This is a genomic window from Chitinophaga deserti, from assembly GCF_003149455.1.
GTDB classification, from domain to species: Bacteria; Bacteroidota; Bacteroidia; order Chitinophagales; family Chitinophagaceae; genus Chitinophaga; species Chitinophaga deserti.
In genome coordinates this window covers 76,231-94,768 of sequence record NZ_QFFK01000011.1, presented here as the reverse complement: position 1 = coordinate 94,768, position 18,538 = coordinate 76,231, and the positions used below count along the sequence as shown (strand labels likewise).

Below are 18,538 nucleotides of genomic sequence, written 5' to 3'. Positions count from 1 at the left end.
GAAGTTTGAGAAAATGCGGGGATGTGGGGTTAAATGCTGAGTGAGGGCATGGCAAATGCCGGCTCTGTCTCCGGAAAACTATCTGTCCTTTTTCAACAATCCTTCAGTGATCCTTCAGTGATCCTTCGGTCAACCTTCATCAAACCCTTGCTGCGACTGAACGTGACTGAAGGATCACTGAAGGATGGCAGTAGGATGTCAGTAGGTTTTGCAAAACCCTGAAACCGGATTTTTCCAACGCTGATTCCTCAAGATCAAAACCGCTGGAAAGTGTGAAATAAGATAAAGTGTAAAGTTTATAGATGTGAATATTTGTAAAGCACATTGTAATATCCCTTTTAGCCGGGCAAAACCAGGGCGCCGAATATTTGCCGGTAACAGATAGCAGGAAATCCTTATATTAGGGGACGAAATCCCTATATCCCTAACCGTTATGCTTAATCAGCAAGTAAACCTGGCGCAAACTACCCTGCACCTGTCCCGCTTATACTTCCGGATGCGCCGGGAAGAACGGGATGGCAGACGAAGACTGCAGCAAATGCTGGCAACCCTCAGTTCAGCAGCGCCCTCCCCCGATACTTTCGAAAAGATGTTCAGATACTGGCAGCTGGCCCATTATGCAGTATGTGGTGCATTAGCCGGACTGCAGGGCCGCCAGTTAACCGAGGCTGAAGAAAAAAGGCTCCTTTTACTAAGTGTCATCAGTCCGCTGTATGACGAAATGTTCGAAGCGCGAAATGCCGAGGTTACCCTCATCCGCCAGCTTACCCGTACGCCACAGGAGTACATCCCGCAGCATGAAGGTGAGGCATTGCTGAAAGCTGCCTACCTGCGCCTGCTGGATTGTACGCTTGATCCAGACAAGGTAGTTGCGCACTTCAATGATGTATGTTACTGGCAGGAAGTATCGCGCAGGCAGCAAAGCGCCGGCATTGGGGAAGCGGAATTATTCCGCATTACATATCATAAAAGCTATCACGCCGTGCTGCTGTGTTACACGGCTTTCGACCGCTACCCCTCCCCATCGGAAACCGCCATGGCATTCCCTATGGCCGGTTTGGTGCAGCTCACAAATGATGTATTTGATATCTGGAAAGATATACGCTCCGGCATCTTCACCATCCCTATTCTTTACCGCCGCTATGGCCGCCTTGAGCGCAGGTTTTCCGCAGAAAGCGCACGCTTCAATCAGGCATTGGCGCGTTTACAATACCCCGCCGCCCGCCGTAAGCAATATGCCCTCACCATTCATGCCCTGCATGCCATGGGCGCCCTGGCGCTCCGTAACCTTCGGCAGGAATCAAGGGGCGTGCAAAATGTAACGGAACTCGCATTACTGGGAAGGAAAAGACTGGTATATGATCTGGATGGCATGGCCTGCAAATGGGCGCTGGTAAAAAAGACCTGTGAACTTGCAAACCTCACCCATTCCGATGGCCCGGTAGAAGTAGCGCTTAAAAGAGAAGCGGCGGCAGCGGCTTACTCCCGTTCCTGATGCGGCAGTTTCGCCTTGCCCGGGATCAGCCACCATGCCATTAAGCCCGATAACCAGCCCAATACGGCCGCTATCAGGAGGATGTTGGAACAGGCAGCAGTAAAGCCTTCTTTATACAACGTTAGAACTGCAGGAGCACTTCCGGCAGGGATATCTTCCGGAGGATGGGCATTGCCAAGGTTAACGGTTTCTGCTACCACTGCAGTTTGTTGCGCTTCCGTCAGCGTCATCTCTTTCAACCCGCTTTTTACATCCCCTGCAAACAGCATCACCGCCAGCGCTCCGAAAATAGCCGTGGCAAATACACTCGCAATTCTTGTAACCGCATTATTAACGCCTGAAGCAGTGCCTGATAACTGTGTACTCAGCGAACTCATTACCGTTGCCGTGAGCGGCGCTACCGTTAGTGACATGCCCAGGCCTAACACTACAATCCCCGGGAAAAAGGTGGTCCAGTAGGCAGACGGGCCTTTCGTTTCACCTACCAGCGAAAGCAACAGCAGCCCTGTGCCTGCCAGTAACGGGCCGACTATGAGAAATGGCTTAGGCCCCGTTTTATCGGCCCAGCTGCCTGCAGGGCGCGCCAGAAATATCATGAGCACGGTAAATGGCAGAAAAGTAAGCCCTGATTGCAACTGGCTATACCCCTGTATCTGCACCATATTCAGCGAAAGGAACAACATACCGGTGCCCAGCGCGGCATACAGGAAGAATGTAAGGAGATTGGCCCCGGAGAAAGTACGGTTGCGGAACAGGTGCAAGGGTAACATGGGGTTAGCTGCGCGCTGCTCCACTACCACAAACAGCCCCAGCAACAGCACCCCTGCCGCAATAGTGCCCCAGGATTGCCAGTGCGCAAATCCATACTCAGGCATCCGCAGGAAGCCGAAGGTAAGGAGTGCCAGTCCGGCTGCGGTGAGTAACCCGCCTAAGTAATCAATCCCCCCGGTGGCAGCTTCATCCCGCTGTTCGGGTACATGTTTCCGGAGTATGAGGAGCGATAGTAAACCCAGCGGAATATTGATGAAGAAGATGTAACGCCACAATCCGGCATCAGCCAGCGCCCCGCCCAATACCGGCCCACCCATGGTTACCAGTGTGGTGGCGGCCGACCATGTGCCGATGGCTTTGCCCTGCTCCTTTTCATGGATGGAAGACGACAGCAGTGCAAGGCTTCCCGGAATCATGAGCGCTCCGCCCCCCCCCCTGGATGGCGCGGAAGAGCACCAGTTGTTCTACCGTTCCGGCCACCCCGCATGCTGCTGATCCGGCAATAAAAACAAGGATTCCTGCCATAAAAACACGCTTGCGGCCCAGCCTGTCGCCCAGCGCGCCGCCAACCAGTATCAATGCGGCCAGCATGAGCAGGTAGGCATTTAATACCCAGAAGAGTCCGGCTGCGGTGGCGTGCAGCTGTTGCTGTAATGAGGGCAATACCACATTCAGTGCGGTGCCGTCAATGAAAGCCATGGAAGATGCGAGGATGGTGGCGGCCATCACATGTTTTCCGGATCTGGAAGAAAGGGGGAAAGTTGCCATCGTCCCATATTAACAGGCGAAGGCGGGAAATGTTCCGCAGGCATCAGGTCATGCGCATGGCCTCGTAAAACTGCTTTACGTAGGTATCGCCCACGGGCACCATATGAGTGCCCATGAAAATACGTTGCTTCTCCACACTGTCTATTTTGTTCATGGCCACAATAAAGGATTTGTGCACGCGGATGAACTGCTTTGGCGGCAATGCTTCTTCGAAACTGCGGAGGTTCTGTAGCGTGAGGATCTTTTGAGTGGTAGTTTGAATCGCCACATAGTTGCGGAGCGCTTCCACAAAAAGGATCTCGCTGAAATTGAGGCGGATGATGCGCTTATCGGTACGAATGAAGATGAAATCGGGCTGCGGGGGGATGGCGGGCTGCTGTGCCTGCCTGCCGGTTACTTTCTGCACGGCTTTCACGAACCGGTCGAACGGTACCGGTTTAAGCAGGTAATCTACCGCATCGTACTGGAAGCCTTCCAGGGCATATTCATCGTATGCAGATACTACGATCACATCCACATCGGCCTGCCGCAGCTGCATAAACTCTATGCCGGAAAGCTCCGGCATCTGAATGTCGAGGAAAACGAGCTTAACACCCGGCTCCCGGCGCAGGAAGGTAAGCGCTTCTATGGGATTGTTGAAAGTGCCGGCCAGTGAAAGCTCGGGCATTTTCCGGATGAATTCGGTGATTACCTGTATGGCGAGCGGCTCATCGTCCACCACTATGCATTGCAAGGCCATTGTCCCAGTTTATTTGCAGGTTACTTGAATATTCGTGTTCGGTTTCGTTGATGGTGAGTGCGTACTGCCCGGGATACACCAGTTCCAGCCGCTTCCGCACGTTCATGAGGCCGATGCCGCCGGTCTGGTCTTTCCGCTTACGTGTTTTGAAATTATGTACGCTGAAATCCATTCCCCGGTCGTTGCATTCCACCTTTATCTGCACGGGCTGTGCCGGGCGGTTGGCCACACCGTGTTTGAAAGCATTTTCTACGAAAGGCACCAGCATGAGCGGTGCTATTTCATGTGTTTCGGGATTGCCGGAAACATGGAGCTGCACACAATCGGGGCAGCCTGTGCGCAGCCGCTGCATGGCAATAAAATCTTCCAGGTACCGCAGCTCGTCAGACAGGCGGGTGCGGTATCCCGCAACAGGAGGCTGCTCCGTCATATATTCCAGTATCTGCGACAGTGTATGTGCGGCATCCACCACCTGGGGGGATTTTACGAGGGCAAGACTGTAAATACTGTTCAGGCTGTTCATGAGAAAATGCGCGTTGAGCTGCATTTTGAGGATGGCCAGCTCGGAATCCTGTTTCTGCAGGGCGAGCTGCTTGCGGCGCTTATCCTCTTCCAGCCATGCAAAAAAGAGTACATAAGCGAATGCGGCGCAAAGCACCAGGGCACTGGACCAACTGTCCGACCGAATGTACTGCCAGAATGTTTTAAACAGCTTCCCGCCGTCGCGGTAGCCCATCAGCAGGATGTCTTCCCGGAAGAAGTGATCGGCAACAAAGAATTTGATGGCAGAGGCGGAGAAAATGAGGAGAATAACGGACAGTACGAGGCGCACCCAGTTCCGGGATTCCAGGAATTGGGGGAATACCAGTCTTACTGCGGAATAGAACAGCAGGAAGTTGAGTGAACCGAAGAGGCCGCGGGTAATGTGAAGGTTGCGGTAGGTTTGTGCCGTGAAGGTATGCGTCATGCCGAGGATGCTGAGGCCGTACATTACGGCCATCCATACCACGAACAGTACCATGAATTCGCGGAGGCGCCGCATAAAATCATGCTGGCCCGGCATAGAGCGGAGTTTTAAAGCTGCGGAAATCACCGTAACCGGGAATGATGCGGGCCAGGCGTTTGAGGAAAGGCTCAGGAGCCGTGGAGCTGAGCTCCAGCGCATCTTCTCCGATATCGAGCTTCAGGACTACAGGCATGCCATCGTCCTGCCGGGCCAGCAGCTTTTCAGCTGCGGTTTGCAGCAGCAGGGGCGTAACGTACCTCCCTGATGCCGGGCCCGTCATCCGCAGGCTCACCTGCTGGCGGGGGAATAACTGGTTATGCAGCTTGAGGTAGATGTTGAAGTAGTATAGCTCTTTGTCCAGCGGGGCTTTATCCAGCTTCACGCCTTTATCGTACAGCATATACCGGAGCAGTTCCGACAGCTGCAGGATGGATTCGGCACCTTCCCCTTCCCTTTTGGATTCGTTTTCCAGCATGGATTTGATGGCTTTCAGCTTACGGAGCAGCAGGCTGGTGGAAAGCTGCATCTGGGCAAATTGCTTTCGTGCCGCGGCGGCTTCCAGCTCCAGCCGGCGGCTTTCTTTATCTCCCGCCCGCCACATGAGGAAAACGTAATAGGCATAGGCGCCCAATGCTACCAGGATGCCCGTTTGCAGGCTGATGCGGAAATATCCCCAGAAAGAGAGGTATGTTTTCTTAAACCCGATAAGGGCAATGGCTTTCTGGAGGATCTCGTCGGGGAAGATGAGCCCAACCCCGAATTTAATGATGCAGGAGGTGAAAAGTACGAAGGCCACGAGGCCGGTGGTACGCCAGGGGCCTTTCTGCCCGTATTGCGGGAATACGTAGAAAACGAGCAGGTAAAACAGGTTGAAGTTGAGGAACCCGTACAGGAAATAGCGGGTGAGCACCCAGCGGAGGCCAAAGGGGCTGGAGAAATTCGTTTTCAGTACCGGGAAAACGTAAATAAGCACCAACGCCATCCAGACGGCGAGGTGTACCCAGTATCGATATGTTTTCCGGATCGGCATGAGGGCTAAGATACGCTATAACAGGGCATTTGAGGTGAAATATTTTTCGTCCTCCCCCTGTGCCGGATTGTACATGCCGGGAGCCGGTACGTACAGTTTTAATCCCGGAAATGGCGCAGCCACCATATTTTCGGACGAGCATGGGACTCATTTCAATCTGACACATATCAATCAGCTGATATTCGACCAAATCAACCATTCATCTGCCAAACAGTAGTGTATTATGAAGCAAATTTATCTGCTATCTCTTGCCTGTATGCTAAGCACAGGGGCATTGGCCCAACAGGTTATCAGGGGCACGGTGCGCGACTCGCTTACCAAAGCTCCTATCCCCGGCGCCACCATTAAGGTGATCAACGGAACCGGCGGCGTAACTGCCAATGATAAAGGGGAATTCGAGCTCAGGGTGCCTGCCAACGCACAGCTGCGTATCTCCTCCATCGGTTTCGAAGCGGTACTGATCCCCGCGGCAGCCGTCGTAAAGCCTATTATGCTGACCACAGCCGCCCAGATGCTCCAGATGCCTGTGGTGGTAGGTTATGGTACCCGCCAGCGCAGCGCCGTTACCACCAGTATTTCCTCTATCGATTCCCGTAAACTGGCTCCGGAAAACAACATCGTGAGCGATGTGGGTAAAGCCCTGCAGGGCCGTGTAGCGGGTGTATTCGTGGCTACTTCTTCCGGAGCACCCGGCAGTACGCCCAATATCCTCATCCGCGGCGTGCAATCCAACCGCGCACAGGATGCCAATCCCCTTATCGTGATCGACGGACTGGTAATGGAAGGCTCGGGCATCTCTCTGAACTCCATCAACCCGCAGGACATTGAAACCATCGATGTACTGAAAGACGCTGCCTCTGCCGCTATCTATGGCGCACGCGGCTCTTCCGGCGTTATTATCATCACTACTAAAAAAGGGAAGCAGGGCCAGAAGCCGTTCTTCTCCGTGAACGCTTATACCGGTTTCAACAACGTGCCCACCACACGGCGCATGCTGAACACTACGGAATATGCTTCCGCTTTCAACGACTCCCGTAACAACCGCATTTCCGATATAGACGCACAGCTGGCCAACCCCGGTGGTCTCACCCCGGTTCAGATCAGCCAGTTGCAGAACGAGCGTACCCGCCTTAACGGCCAGGTAACCGGCCTCAAAATGGCCGACCGCAGCACCGACTGGATCGATAAAGTAAAGCATCACAATGCGCCTTTGAATAACATTCAGGCCAGCATGAGCGGCGGCGGGGAAAAAACCAATTATTACATGTCGCTGGGGCGCTACTCCGAGATCGCTTCCATCGGTACCGGCCGCTTTGAGCGGTATACCGCCAAAATTGATGTGTCGCAGCAGGTGAAAGACTGGCTCCGCATCATGGGTAACATCAACCTCACCCAGTCGGTAAGTAAAGACAACTCCTACCCCCTCGTAAACGCCTTCAATGCCCGCCCCGATACCCCCGAAGAGCCTGTGCGCAATGCAGATGGTTCCCTCGGTTATTACGTAGGCCAGCAGCAGCACCCGCTGGGCGATATGTCGGAGAACAGGAATAAGAACCGCACACAAACCTGGTTTGGTAACCTCGCTGCAGAACTGAAGCTGCACAAGAACCTCCAGTTCCGCTCTGCTTTCGCGGCCAACAAATACAATACCTTCAACCGCGATTACCAGTCGCCCCTCGGCTACCTCGGCCAGTTCCAGAAAGGGTATCTGAGAACCAGCGGTTCTGATAATATCAATTATAACTTCGACAGCTATTTCACCTACACCAACCGCTGGAGTAAGCTGGGGCTGAATGCCACTGCAGGTTATACTTTCTATAGTATTGAAACCAATGGCTTTGGTTATGAAGTGAATAACTTCCCCAGGGTGGATGTGATCACCGGCGGCGGGGCAGCTTCTGCCTACGGCAACACGGGTTCCATCGGTTCCTTCAACGGCAACTACCTCGAAACTTCGGAAGCTTATTTCGGCCGCCTGGCTTTCGACTGGGATAACAAATACATGCTGGGTGCCAGTCTGCGTACAGACGGGTCGTCCAAACTCCGGAAAGATAACCGTTACTCCTGGTTCCCGTCAGTTTCTGCAGGCTGGGATGTGGCGCAGGAAGCCTTTATGCAGGATCAGCAGCTTTTCCAGTTCTTCAAGCTCCGCAGCAGCTATGGTATCAGCGGCAACATCCGTGCGGTAAGCAACTTTAACACGCAGCACCTGATGCAGGCCACCTCCAACCTTGGAGAGCCCGCCCTCCGCTTCCGCGATGTGATCGGCAATCCCAACATCCGCTGGGAAGAAACCAAACAGTTCGATGCCGGTATCGACGTAGGGATGTTCAACAACCGGGTAACGCTCACCGTGGATTATTACAATAAATCCACCACAGGCCTCCTCAGTACCCGCTTTGTACCCTGGGAGTTCGGCGCGCAAACCATGCCTTACAACATCGGTGATATCCGCAACAAAGGCTTCGACGTGGAGCTGGCCGTTAGCAGCAACCGCAATGCAGCCCTCAGCTGGAAGGTGGAAACCAACCTGAACTTCAACCGCAATAAAATTCAGGCCCTCTCCGACTCTGTACTGAGCTATGGCACCTTCATCTTCGGCGGCCCGCAATCGCAGGCGCGTGTAGGTCAGGCTGTTGGTTCCGTGCAGGTGTATAACTCCCTCGGAGTAGATCCGCAAACGGGAGACATGATCTATGAAGACCTGAATAAAGACGGTAAATGGGATAGCAAGGATTACATCTACGTACCTATTGCACTGCCGAAGTTCACCGGCGGCACCACTCTTTCTGCCGGATATAAAGGCGTTTCCGTGGAAGCATTGTTCTCTTATGTTGTAGGCAACAAGATCTATGACTACTATGAGCAGTCGCTCCGCAACTATGACCTCGACTGGTTTGGCGCTATGCCCAACAAGTTCGATATCGTAAACAAGCGCTGGCGCAAACCGGGAGATGCTACCGATGTACCCCGTGCCATTGCAGGTGTGCATGGTGCCGGTAAAACGATTGATTGGAACTACCGTCCTTCCACACAGTTCATCTACGATGCATCGTACCTCCGCCTCCGCAACCTGACAGTGGCTTATATGCTGCCGAAGCGCCTGCTGGACAAGGCAACCATCAGCCGTTGCAAGGTGTATGTGGCTGCGCAGAACCTGTTCACCATCACCAAATACATCGGTTTTGATCCGGAATCTGCCAACAACTCCGGCATTCTTTCTTCTAATCTTCCCAATCCCAGAAGTATGGTGTTGGGGGTAGACCTGTCATTCTAAAATTTATCGTCATGAAGAAATCAATATTCCTCCATATATCGGCCTGCGCTGCTTTAGCGCTGGCCTCCTGCTCCAATAAACTGGATGTTCAGCCAGACACACTGGTGTCTCCCGATCAGGTGAACAGCAGCAACGTTGGGCTTGTGCTTAACGGAAGCAAACTCGCACTCACCAATAACGCATTCTACAATTACTACATCCTCCCTGAAATCATGGGAGATGATGTGCAGACGGCGGGCCTGCAGGGTTATGAGCTGTGCAACATCCCTGTGAATGATAACTCGGCTGGTATAGCTTACCGCTATCCTTTCGCGTGTATCAACAACACCAACATGGTGATCCGCTACTTTAATGCCCATTCAACGGAAGCAGCACTCCGGCCCATTGCGGGAGAGGCTTACCTGCTCAGGGCTTATGCCTATATGCTGCTGCACGAGCAATTCGGGAAAGTGGCGATTATGGACGGCACGGAGGACCCGCTTACTTACCCCGACAGGCAGCCCGAGGAGAAAGTAAAAGCGGAGATAGAAGACAACCTGCTGAAGGCAGCAGAGCTCCTGCCCGATTATGAAGGCAAATCCATGAAAGGCAGTAAGCAGGCAGCACAACTCCTGCTGGCACGCCATTACCTCAATAACGGCAAGAACACGGAGGCGGCCACGCTGGCCAATGCCGTGATAGGTTCCGGTAAATTCTCGCTGCAGGATAATAAGTACGAAGATGTATTCAAGTACAACACCACAACTAAAGAAGTGGTATACGCCATCGCGGAAGTATCTGCCGGTACGAATAATACCAAACAGGGCCTGCCCGGGGTATTTGGTCCTGGTAATGGTAGTGCCGGAGGTGGTACTATCTGGATCGATTCCAACCTCGTGAAGTCATATGAAGATACCGACATACGCAAGGCTTTTTATGTGAAAGTAAAGGGCCGGGATATCAGTGATCTCGTATGGTTCCTCATCAAGTTCCCGGAAGAAGCGCAGCCCTCCTACCCGGTATGCCGCTATAGTGAGGCATTCCTCATTGCTGCCGAGGCCAAAGCGCGGACCGGCACCGTGGATGTAACACGTTATAACGAACTGCGTACCATGCGTAAAGCTTCCGTATCGGCGAACAGTGACTTTGCCTCCCCGGCCGCTTTCCTCGAAGCCATTGAATGGGAGCGCCGCAGGGAGTTTGTAGGAGAGCGCCACCGCTGGAGCGATATGCGCCGTTTCGGTAAAGCAATTCCCTGGCTGACGGGTTTACAGCAGCCTGCAGGGCATGTGCTTTTCCCGATCCCTGAAAGGCTCTTTACGCTGAACCCCACCATGCAGCAAAACGACGATTATTAGTAAAATATAAACCAAACAGGAATGAAGAACGCAATGTTGAAACCTGCTTTACTGGCGCTGTTGATGAGCCCGGCAGGGCTGATGGCCCAGAAGGCCGGTCTGCCAAAACAAATTACGGTTAAAGGATCCGTTAAATTCGCCACACCCGAAGGGCAGCCACGCAAAATATGGCTGAGCCGCGATAACGGCACCGGCAAACCCACCGTCGTGGACTCTGTTGAACTGGGGTCTGATCTCACCTACTCCTTCCGCATTAATCAGGATCATCCCGGTATCTACAAACTGAATGTGATGCATTGGGAACATATCTCTTTCTGGAGCGATGCCAATGTTACTGTGGCTTCCCGCGGATATGATACGGCAAAGATGAAAATAAAAATCCCGCATTTCTATTTCGTGGAAGGCTCCAGCGACAACAACTTCATTAACCAGATGGACCTGAACAACACCAATGCTTACCTCCGTTCTGTTGATGAATATAATCAGGAGTATTATGCCAAAGAGCATAAAACGAAAACCGGTGATTCCGCCTGGGCTAACTACTGGAATGGGCGCCGCCGTTACAACGATCGTAACGAGGATGCTGACCAGCGGGAAGCACTGCTGATGAAAGTGTATAAAGACCGTCCGGTACTGATCTATGCACTCCGCAGCGCCGGCAGTCCGCACGATACCACCCAGTACGCCTCTACGTTGAAACAACTGGATCACCTGATTAAGCTGTACCCCTGGCTCACTGAGGCGAAGAACCTGAAGACCACCATCATCAACAACCGCGCACAGATGATGAAGCTCCAGCCCGGACAGCCCGCTCCTTCCATCTCCTACCCCGACCACCTCGGTAAAATACAGGGACTGGAAAAGTACAAAGGCAAATACCTGCTGGTAGATTTCTGGGCAAGCTGGTGCGGACCCTGCCGTCAGGCTATCCCTCACGTGAAAGCACTGAGCGAACAGTATAAAGCCAAAGGATTGGAAGTAGTGAGCATCTCTATTGACACGGATAAAGGAAAATGGCAGAAAGCCATGGAAGAAGAGAAAATGCCGTGGGAGCAGCTGCTGAGCGACGATAAGGATAAAACCATGGCATTGTATCAGTTTTCCGGTATCCCCACGCTGTACCTGATCGACCGTGAAGGAAAGATCGTGACCAGGTTCACCGGTTACAGCCCTGAAGCGGAAAAAGAGATTAAATCAGTAATTGAGAAAGGCCTTGGCGGACAACCGGCAGCAGAAAAGAAAGTGATGCGCGCCATGTCTATGTAACAAAACCACCATATGCGGAAAATAATCTTATCAATATTAGCGCTGGCAGCGGCCTTACAAGTATCGGCCCAGCAGAAGTATACGGTAGACGTATACCTCGAAGGCCAGGATAACCATAAGCTCACGCTGAGTTATGTAAAGAACGGCGCACGCCATTCCGATACTGCGCAGAAGCTCCCCGATGGTGGGCTCCGCTTCAGCGGTGAGGTGGCTGAGCCTGTGATGGCGGTACTGTTTAATAGCCACCCCGGCAGCCGGCACCAGATGAACGGCGGCGGAATGTTTATACCCGGCCCGATCATGGAGTTTGTGCTGGAAGACGGGAAAATTACCATTAAGGGCATCTCTGAAAAGTCGTTCCTCGCCGTGGCAAAAGGCGGTAAGCTCAACGCGGAATTCGCGAAACTGCATACACCGGAGCTTCCCCTTATCGATAAAAAATGGGAAGCTACCAAAGCAGGCGCCATTGCTTATAAAGCGGGTGATACTACTAAAGCAGCGGCTTACAGAAAAGAAGGGAACGAACTGGAAGAGAAAAAGAAAGCCATTCGCCAGGCGTATATCGCAAAAAATCCGGGCGCATTTACCAGCATGTACCTGCTGAGCCTGATGTATGAAGATTACACCCCGGAAGATTATGCGAAAGCTTATGGTAAACTGGCCGGCACCTGGAAAAGCACCTTTTACGGTAAGCTGATCGCCAACAAGATCGAAAGTACCAAAGCTACTGCCCTTGGCATGCCGGCTATCGACTTCACGAAGAAAGACATTAACGGGAATAATTTCACGCTGTCGTCGCTCAAAGGGAAGTATGTACTGGTAGACTTCTGGGGCAGCTGGTGCGGTCCCTGCAGGGCAAGCCACCCGCACATGCGGCAGTTGTACGACAAGTACAAATCCAAAGGCTTTGAGATCGTAGGTGTATCCGAAGAGAAAACGGAGAAGATCGCTGATGCGGAGAAATTCTGGAAAGGCGCCATTGAAAAGGATGGCATCAACTGGCTGCATGTAATGAACAATTACGGTAAGCAGGACTTTGACCTGGTGCAGAAGTATGGTGTTACCGGCTTCCCCACCAAATACCTGATCGATCCGCAGGGTAAGATCATCTTCAAGCTCGTGGGCGGCGGTAAGGAAAGCGAAGACGAGCTGGACGCGAAGCTGAAGGAAGTTATCGGTGAATGATTTTTACGTGTGATAAGCAAAAAAGAAAGGGGCGCTGAGAAGCGTCCCTTTTTTATGCCTGTAGGGCTGTACTGCCTTATGAAACCGGTTGCAATAACATGGAAGGCAGAACGTTAAATGGCAAAAATGATGTATTCGGCGGTTGATAATGTGCGGATACGAAGAAATTTATGATAAGCGGCAGAATCACGAAAATATTTTTCGCTATTTCCGGGAAATCTCCAACCTTTGTAGCAAATTATTGGCTTTTATTCTACCGCCTGTACCAAAATCTGCTATTCAAACCTGGATTCTTCACTATTGAATGTTTTCTTTCTTACGGAATTGAATTTACTCCAACGCAGCCTATCTTTCCATCCCTTCCATTATCCTCTTTCGTTTTAACTGTATTCATGATTAATCGCAGTTCCTGCTAAGGAATTGATATGCATTAGCCGCATCTCCGGCCGCTGGTGAATATCATATCCCTTGCCTGATGTTGATGTACGTGCAGCTGCACGTACCGGTATACCATTGTTGCTATATAAAATCTGCGTTTATGAGAGCAATGTATTTACACAGTTACGAAAAGAGAATTCCTTTTTTATTGCGTGTATGGCTCCTGCTGATAATTCTGACCACAGCAGGTTGGCTGAATCAGGTGAGCGGGCAGGCCGCCAACCTCGATCAGGGCGCCAATGGTAAATCTACCGCCCCGGATTCTCCGGTGGATTGGATCAACGGGAACCTCAATGCCAACCAGGCCCACTTCCTTGAAGGTTACTCCGTTCCTTACCGTGCTATTTTAACGGGGCTTACCGTAAACCAGAACTACACACTGGTGATTGCACTGGATGTAAAGAACAGTGGCAAACACGCCCTGGATTACATCACCCATTATCAGCGGCTGGAACCGCACGGTATTTTCCTTCATGGCGCAGAAACGGTGAGTCCTTTACTGAACATCACCGGCTTCCCTCCTGCTTATTTTACCAGTACTGATACGGAACCCATCCCCGTGCCTTCCAGCGCGGGATCTCCTGTTCCCGGCCAGCCTTCCGCCAGTTTTAATGCATTGCCTCCGGCCGAAAGAGTTATGACCGGCTATAATGCAGATCTGTTAAGTGTAACGTACGCTTCGCACGGCAGCCTGACCGCTTCCCAGTCCGAAACGGTGATCCACATCACCTTTAAGGCCCTGAAGGAAACGGCGGTGCTGTCGTGGGGCGGCCATATTGCCACTGAAACAGACTGGGGCTCCGACCCGGTAACGGGTGAAACCAATTCCGCTTCCGCCATTAATGGTTCCCCATACCATATGCGGCTCAAGAACTGGATCATCAACGGCCAGGTAGTGAGCATCGGTAACCAGGACCGCTCCCTGAAAACGGATGCGGTATTCATCCCGCCCACCTGCGAAGTGAGCGGCCCGCAGGAAGCATGCGTATCCACCGCCTCGCTGGCATTTACCTCTACGGTAGACAATGCCACGGGGCTTACCTATTTATGGAGCATCATAGGCAGTAACACTGCCGGTGCCAAAATCGTCAACAATACTTTAGCTAATATAAGTGTGGTGCCCATTGGCGCCACATTCACCCCGGGCACCTTCAACCTGAGGTTGATCGTTACCCGCAACGGACTGTCAGATACCTGCTATGCCGGCTCTCATGTAGCGCCGGGATTGCCTGTCACCATTTATCAGCCGGTGGTGGACGCAGGTGCAGACGTCAGCATTACGCATCTCGACATCGCATCACTGAATGCAACGGTTGCAGGCGGGAAGTCTCCCTATACCTTTAGCTGGTCTCCGGCTATAGGGTTGTCTGATCCCAACTTGCATAACCCCACATTCACACCCCCATCCAGCGGTATCTTCCAATTTGTTGTAACCGTTACGGATGCAGCGGGATGTACTGACAAGGATACGGTGGTTATCACTGTAACGCAGCATGCTGACCCGCCTTGCATTATTGATGGTCCCGATCCGGTGTGCCCGGGGTCTTCCAACATCTACACCGGACCGCCTCCGGCAGATGTAAGCTTCTTCCAGTGGAGCGTTACCGGCAATGGTACTATTACCGGTGATACCGACAAGGGTACCGTAACCATCCTTGCCGGCAACACCTGCGGCCCCTACACCATTCAGCTGATCACCGCCACACCCGATGGTAAGGTGAAAGATACCTGTACCAGAACCGTTCAGGTTCAGGATAACGAAAAGCCTGTATTACATGGTACCGCTCCTGATGCAGCACTTGCCTGTGGTAAAGATGTACCTGCCGCACCGGTAATTACCGCCACAGATAATTGCCTGGCCAATATTACCGTGCAGTCCAGCTCCACAACCTTAGACAGTACCTGCATCAACAAATACAGGATTGTCCGCAAATGGTGGGCAGTTGACCTGTGTGGCAATACCTCCGATACCCTTACGCAGGTGATCACCGTAAACGACGATGTGAAACCCGTCATCTCCGGTGAATACGAAGCAACCGTGAACGTAGCCTGTGTAGGCGATATTCCGGCCCCTCCGGGCCTCACCGCCAACGATAACTGCGACGGCCCGCTGCAACCTTCCTATACTGAAGAAGGTTCCGGCACTGCCTGCGACAGCACCATCGTGCGCACCTGGGTATTTACAGATGCCTGCGGTAACTCCGCCTCTGCAACACAAACCATCCACCTCAAAGATGCCGTAGCGCCTACGCTGGTTGGCACCGTACAGGATGCGAACGTGACCTGCAGTAAAGACGTGCCCGCACCGCCGGTGATCACTGCGAATGATAATTGTCCGGCTGAAGTGAAGGTGAACTTCACCTCCACTACTTCCGACAGCACCTGCGTGAATAAGTTCAAGATCGTCCGCAAGTGGTGGGCAGTAGATGGTTGTGGAAACACTTCCGATGTGCTGACACAAACCATCATTGTGAACGACGATGTGAAACCCGTCATCTCCGGTGAATACGAAGCAACCGTGAACGTAGCCTGTGTAGGCGATATTCCGGCTCCTCAGGGCCTCACCGCCAACGATAACTGCGACGGCCCGCTGCAACCTTCCTATACTGAAGAAGGTTCCGGCACTGCCTGCGACAGCACCATCGTGCGCACCTGGGTATTTACAGATGCCTGCGGTAACTCCGCCTCTGCAACACAAACCATCCACCTCAAAGATGCCGTAGCGCCTACGCTGGTTGGCACCGTACAGGATGCGAATGTGACCTGCAGTAAAGACGTGCCCGCACCGCCGGTGATCACTGCCAATGATAATTGTCCGGCAGAAGTGAAGGTGGAATTCACCTCTACTACTTCCGACAGTACCTGCGTGAACAAGTTTAAGATCGTCCGCAAGTGGTGGGCAGTAGATGGTTGCGGTAACACATCCGATGTGCTGACACAGACCATCATTGTGAATGATAATGTGAAACCCGTCATCGAAGCTTCTTATGAAGATAAGATAGAAGTGAAATGTGTAGGGGATATCCCGACACCACCAGCCGTTAATGCCTTTGATAACTGCGATGGCGCCCTGCAGCCTGCTTATAGTGAAGAAGGTTCCGGCACGGCCTGCGACAGCACCATTCTGCGCAAATGGGTATTCACCGATGCATGTGGCAACTCTGTTACCGCTACACAAACCATTCACCTGCAAGACCTCGTTCCGCCTACGCTGAACGGTACAGCAGAGAATGTGAATGTGACCTGCGCTAAGGATATTCCTGCACCGCCGGTGATCACGGCAAGTGATAACTGTCCGGCTGATGTGAAGATCAACTTCACCGAAGATGTGCTCGACAGCACCTGCGTGAATAAGTTCAGACTTCAACGTGTATGGTGGGCTGAAGACGGATGCGGAAATACCTCCGACAGGCTGATCCAGATCATTACAGTGAACGACGATGTGAAACCTGTCATTTCCGGCACATATGAAGAAGCCGTGAATGTGGCCTGTGTGGGAGATATTCCGGCACCGCCGTCACTTACCGCTACAGATAACTGTGAAGGAGTATTGCAACCGGATTACAGTGAAGAAGGCTCCGGAACTGCCTGCGACAGCACTATCGTGCGCACCTGGGTATTCACTGATGGCTGTGGTAATTCTGCAACTGCCACCCAAACCATCCATCTGCAAGACCTCATCAGGCCTACGCTGAATGGTACTGCTACAGATGCAACCGTGGTATGCAGTAAAGATGTGCCCGCACCGCCTGAAATCACGGGAAGTGACAATTGCGGTACACCTAAAGTGTACTCCAGCGAAACGAAGACAGACGTGGTATGCGTCAACCGCTTCGTACTCCTGCGCAAATGGTGGGCGAAAGACAAATGTGGTAACACATCCGACACCCTTTATCAGAAAGTAACCGTATACGACAACGTAGCGCCAGAGGTATCTAATAAACCGGCAGATAAAACACTGCCCTGCGGTTCACAACCGTCGTTTAATGCACCATCGTTCAATGATAACTGTGGTGGTAATGTAACCGTAGTAGTGGCCGACCGTCAGGAAGGCACCAGCTGCCCTGTAACTTATGTTCGCAGGTGGACAGCCACTGATGCCTGCGGTAACAGTGTATGGGTAGAACAGAGAGTGAAAGTACTCTGCTGCGCCAGCTACTGCAGCTATACACAGGGTTATTATGGAAACGTGAACGGAAAGGCCTGTCTCCCGGGCGGTGGTACAACAACTGCCAAAGCTATTATGCTGGGTGCTGTGGATGCACAGCCGGGTGATTCTGTCCTCTTCGGACTCAAAGCCACCGGTAAGTTCTTTACCCTCTTCCTGGCGGATGTATCGAACGATAACATCTTCAAGATGCTGCCTGGTGGTGGTACGCCTGCAGCCCTGAAGGGATATGCTACTTTCAGCAAGCCTGCCACATGGCCGCTTGTTCCGCTCTCAGCAGCTGCAAGCACCTATGGTAAGATCAAAAATGTACTGCTGTCACAGACTATGACATTGTTCTTCAACTTCAGGGTAACACCGGCCCTGTCAGGATTGCCGATCGAAGGTACGCTCCTGATGACCTCGAAGCTGACAGCATGCGGCAGTACTGTACCGGTAGCGAAGGTAGATTCGTTCGAATTGCCGAAGTCTGTAGTAAACTATCTTACATCTATCGGACAGGCGAATGTGGGTGGATTGTACAACCTGGCGAATAAATATCTGGGTGGCCAGACCGTAACAGGCGTAACCGCTTCAGATGTGAATGCAGCTGTGGATGCCATCAACAGGGGATTTGACAAGTGTGCTGTGCTGATAGGCTGGTCTAATAATAAGCTGAGCACCATTCAGCAGGTAATGGCTGCTGGTGAGGATAACAATAAGCTGAAGAGCAATGAAACGGAAACAAACACACTGCGTGTTGAAACCTTCCCGAACCCGTACAGGGATGTGGTAACGTTCCGCTTCACCGCACCTGAAACCGGTACATTACAATTGCTGATTTACAACCTTGGAGGCCAGCAGGTAGATGTGCTCAATAAGGGTACGGTTCAGAAAGGAAGTGTACAGCAGATCAGGTATGCAGTTCCGGATGCCCACAGGTCAACGCTGATTTACAAGCTGTCTGTAGGCAGGGCTGAAGCCACCGGTAAGCTGATTTACATCAAACACTAGTTTTTTTTTACTGGAGGATATGGAAGATCAAAGGAGGCGCTCCCCGTGGGGCGCCTCCGCCTATT

The 18,538-nt window shown here is 52.3% G+C and carries 11 protein-coding genes; 6 read left to right on the top strand and 5 right to left on the bottom strand.

Annotation, left to right across the window (positions count from 1 at the left end):
• Nucleotides 1-433 precede the first annotated feature (433 nt).
• Nucleotides 434-1,495, top strand: a complete 1,062-nt coding sequence (locus DEV76_RS22445; RefSeq protein ID WP_109700192.1) for a hypothetical protein — start codon at nt 434-436, stop codon at nt 1,493-1,495.
• On the opposite strand, the gene DEV76_RS22440 is transcribed toward DEV76_RS22445, so the two are convergent.
• From DEV76_RS22440 to DEV76_RS22425, 5 genes are read right to left on the bottom strand one after another with little or no spacing between them, the layout of a single operon-like run.
• Complete coding sequence (locus DEV76_RS22440) at nt 1,480-2,682, bottom strand: MFS transporter (RefSeq protein ID WP_262509835.1); 1,203 nt, start codon at nt 2,680-2,682, stop codon at nt 1,480-1,482. The two genes, DEV76_RS22445 and DEV76_RS22440, sit on opposite strands and share 16 nt — an antisense overlap.
• Nucleotides 2,639-3,034, bottom strand: coding sequence for an MFS transporter (locus DEV76_RS26300; protein ID WP_262509834.1), 396 nt, complete (start codon nt 3,032-3,034; stop codon nt 2,639-2,641). The genes DEV76_RS22440 and DEV76_RS26300 overlap by 44 nt, the downstream gene beginning before the upstream one ends.
• A 43-nt stretch (nt 3,035-3,077) precedes the next feature.
• Complete coding sequence (locus DEV76_RS22435) at nt 3,078-3,773, bottom strand: LytR/AlgR family response regulator transcription factor (protein WP_109700191.1); 696 nt, start codon at nt 3,771-3,773, stop codon at nt 3,078-3,080.
• Nucleotides 3,742-4,836 (bottom strand): sensor histidine kinase, encoded by a 1,095-nt coding sequence (locus DEV76_RS22430; RefSeq protein ID WP_157963049.1) that lies wholly within the window; start codon nt 4,834-4,836, stop codon nt 3,742-3,744. Before DEV76_RS22430 ends, DEV76_RS22435 begins: the two co-directional genes overlap by 32 nt.
• Entirely contained in the window at nt 4,820-5,809 is a 990-nt protein-coding gene (locus tag DEV76_RS22425; protein WP_109700189.1) for a histidine kinase, read from the bottom strand. The genes DEV76_RS22430 and DEV76_RS22425 overlap by 17 nt, the downstream gene beginning before the upstream one ends.
• 223 nt (nt 5,810-6,032) lie before the next feature.
• Between DEV76_RS22425 and DEV76_RS22420 the strand changes: the two genes are divergently transcribed.
• From DEV76_RS22420 to DEV76_RS22400, 5 genes are all read left to right on the top strand, one after another.
• Nucleotides 6,033-9,086 (top strand): SusC/RagA family TonB-linked outer membrane protein, encoded by a 3,054-nt coding sequence (locus tag DEV76_RS22420; protein ID WP_109700188.1) that lies wholly within the window; start codon nt 6,033-6,035, stop codon nt 9,084-9,086.
• An 11-nt stretch (nt 9,087-9,097) separates the two neighbouring features.
• A complete protein-coding gene (locus DEV76_RS22415; protein WP_109700187.1) occupies nt 9,098-10,423 on the top strand; it encodes a RagB/SusD family nutrient uptake outer membrane protein in 1,326 nt (441 codons plus the stop codon).
• Nucleotides 10,424-10,444: 21 nt separating this feature from the next.
• A complete protein-coding gene (locus DEV76_RS22410; protein WP_109700186.1) occupies nt 10,445-11,689 on the top strand; it encodes a TlpA family protein disulfide reductase in 1,245 nt (414 codons plus the stop codon).
• Between the two features lie 12 nt (nt 11,690-11,701).
• Nucleotides 11,702-12,874 (top strand): TlpA disulfide reductase family protein, encoded by a 1,173-nt coding sequence (locus tag DEV76_RS22405; RefSeq protein ID WP_109700185.1) that lies wholly within the window; start codon nt 11,702-11,704, stop codon nt 12,872-12,874.
• Nucleotides 12,875-13,412: 538 nt separating this feature from the next.
• On the top strand, nt 13,413-18,473 hold the full coding sequence (locus DEV76_RS22400) for an HYR-like domain-containing protein (protein WP_157963048.1): 5,061 nt from the start codon (nt 13,413-13,415) through the stop codon (nt 18,471-18,473).
• Nucleotides 18,474-18,538: the final 65 nt, after the last annotated feature.

Coding starts and splice junctions, on each gene's coding strand:
- DEV76_RS22445 (WP_109700192.1), top strand. CDS start 434: ATGCTTAATCAGCAAGTAAACCTGGCGCAAACTACCCTGCACCTGTCC.
- DEV76_RS22440 (WP_262509835.1), bottom strand. CDS start 2,682: ATGATTCCGGGAAGCCTTGCACTGCTGTCGTCTTCCATCCATGAAAAG.
- DEV76_RS26300 (WP_262509834.1), bottom strand. CDS start 3,034: ATGGCAACTTTCCCCCTTTCTTCCAGATCCGGAAAACATGTGATGGCC.
- DEV76_RS22435 (WP_109700191.1), bottom strand. CDS start 3,773: ATGGCCTTGCAATGCATAGTGGTGGACGATGAGCCGCTCGCCATACAG.
- DEV76_RS22430 (WP_157963049.1), bottom strand. CDS start 4,836: ATGCCGGGCCAGCATGATTTTATGCGGCGCCTCCGCGAATTCATGGTA.
- DEV76_RS22425 (WP_109700189.1), bottom strand. CDS start 5,809: ATGCCGATCCGGAAAACATATCGATACTGGGTACACCTCGCCGTCTGG.
- DEV76_RS22420 (WP_109700188.1), top strand. CDS start 6,033: ATGAAGCAAATTTATCTGCTATCTCTTGCCTGTATGCTAAGCACAGGG.
- DEV76_RS22415 (WP_109700187.1), top strand. CDS start 9,098: ATGAAGAAATCAATATTCCTCCATATATCGGCCTGCGCTGCTTTAGCG.
- DEV76_RS22410 (WP_109700186.1), top strand. CDS start 10,445: ATGAAGAACGCAATGTTGAAACCTGCTTTACTGGCGCTGTTGATGAGC.
- DEV76_RS22405 (WP_109700185.1), top strand. CDS start 11,702: ATGCGGAAAATAATCTTATCAATATTAGCGCTGGCAGCGGCCTTACAA.
- DEV76_RS22400 (WP_157963048.1), top strand. CDS start 13,413: ATGAGAGCAATGTATTTACACAGTTACGAAAAGAGAATTCCTTTTTTA.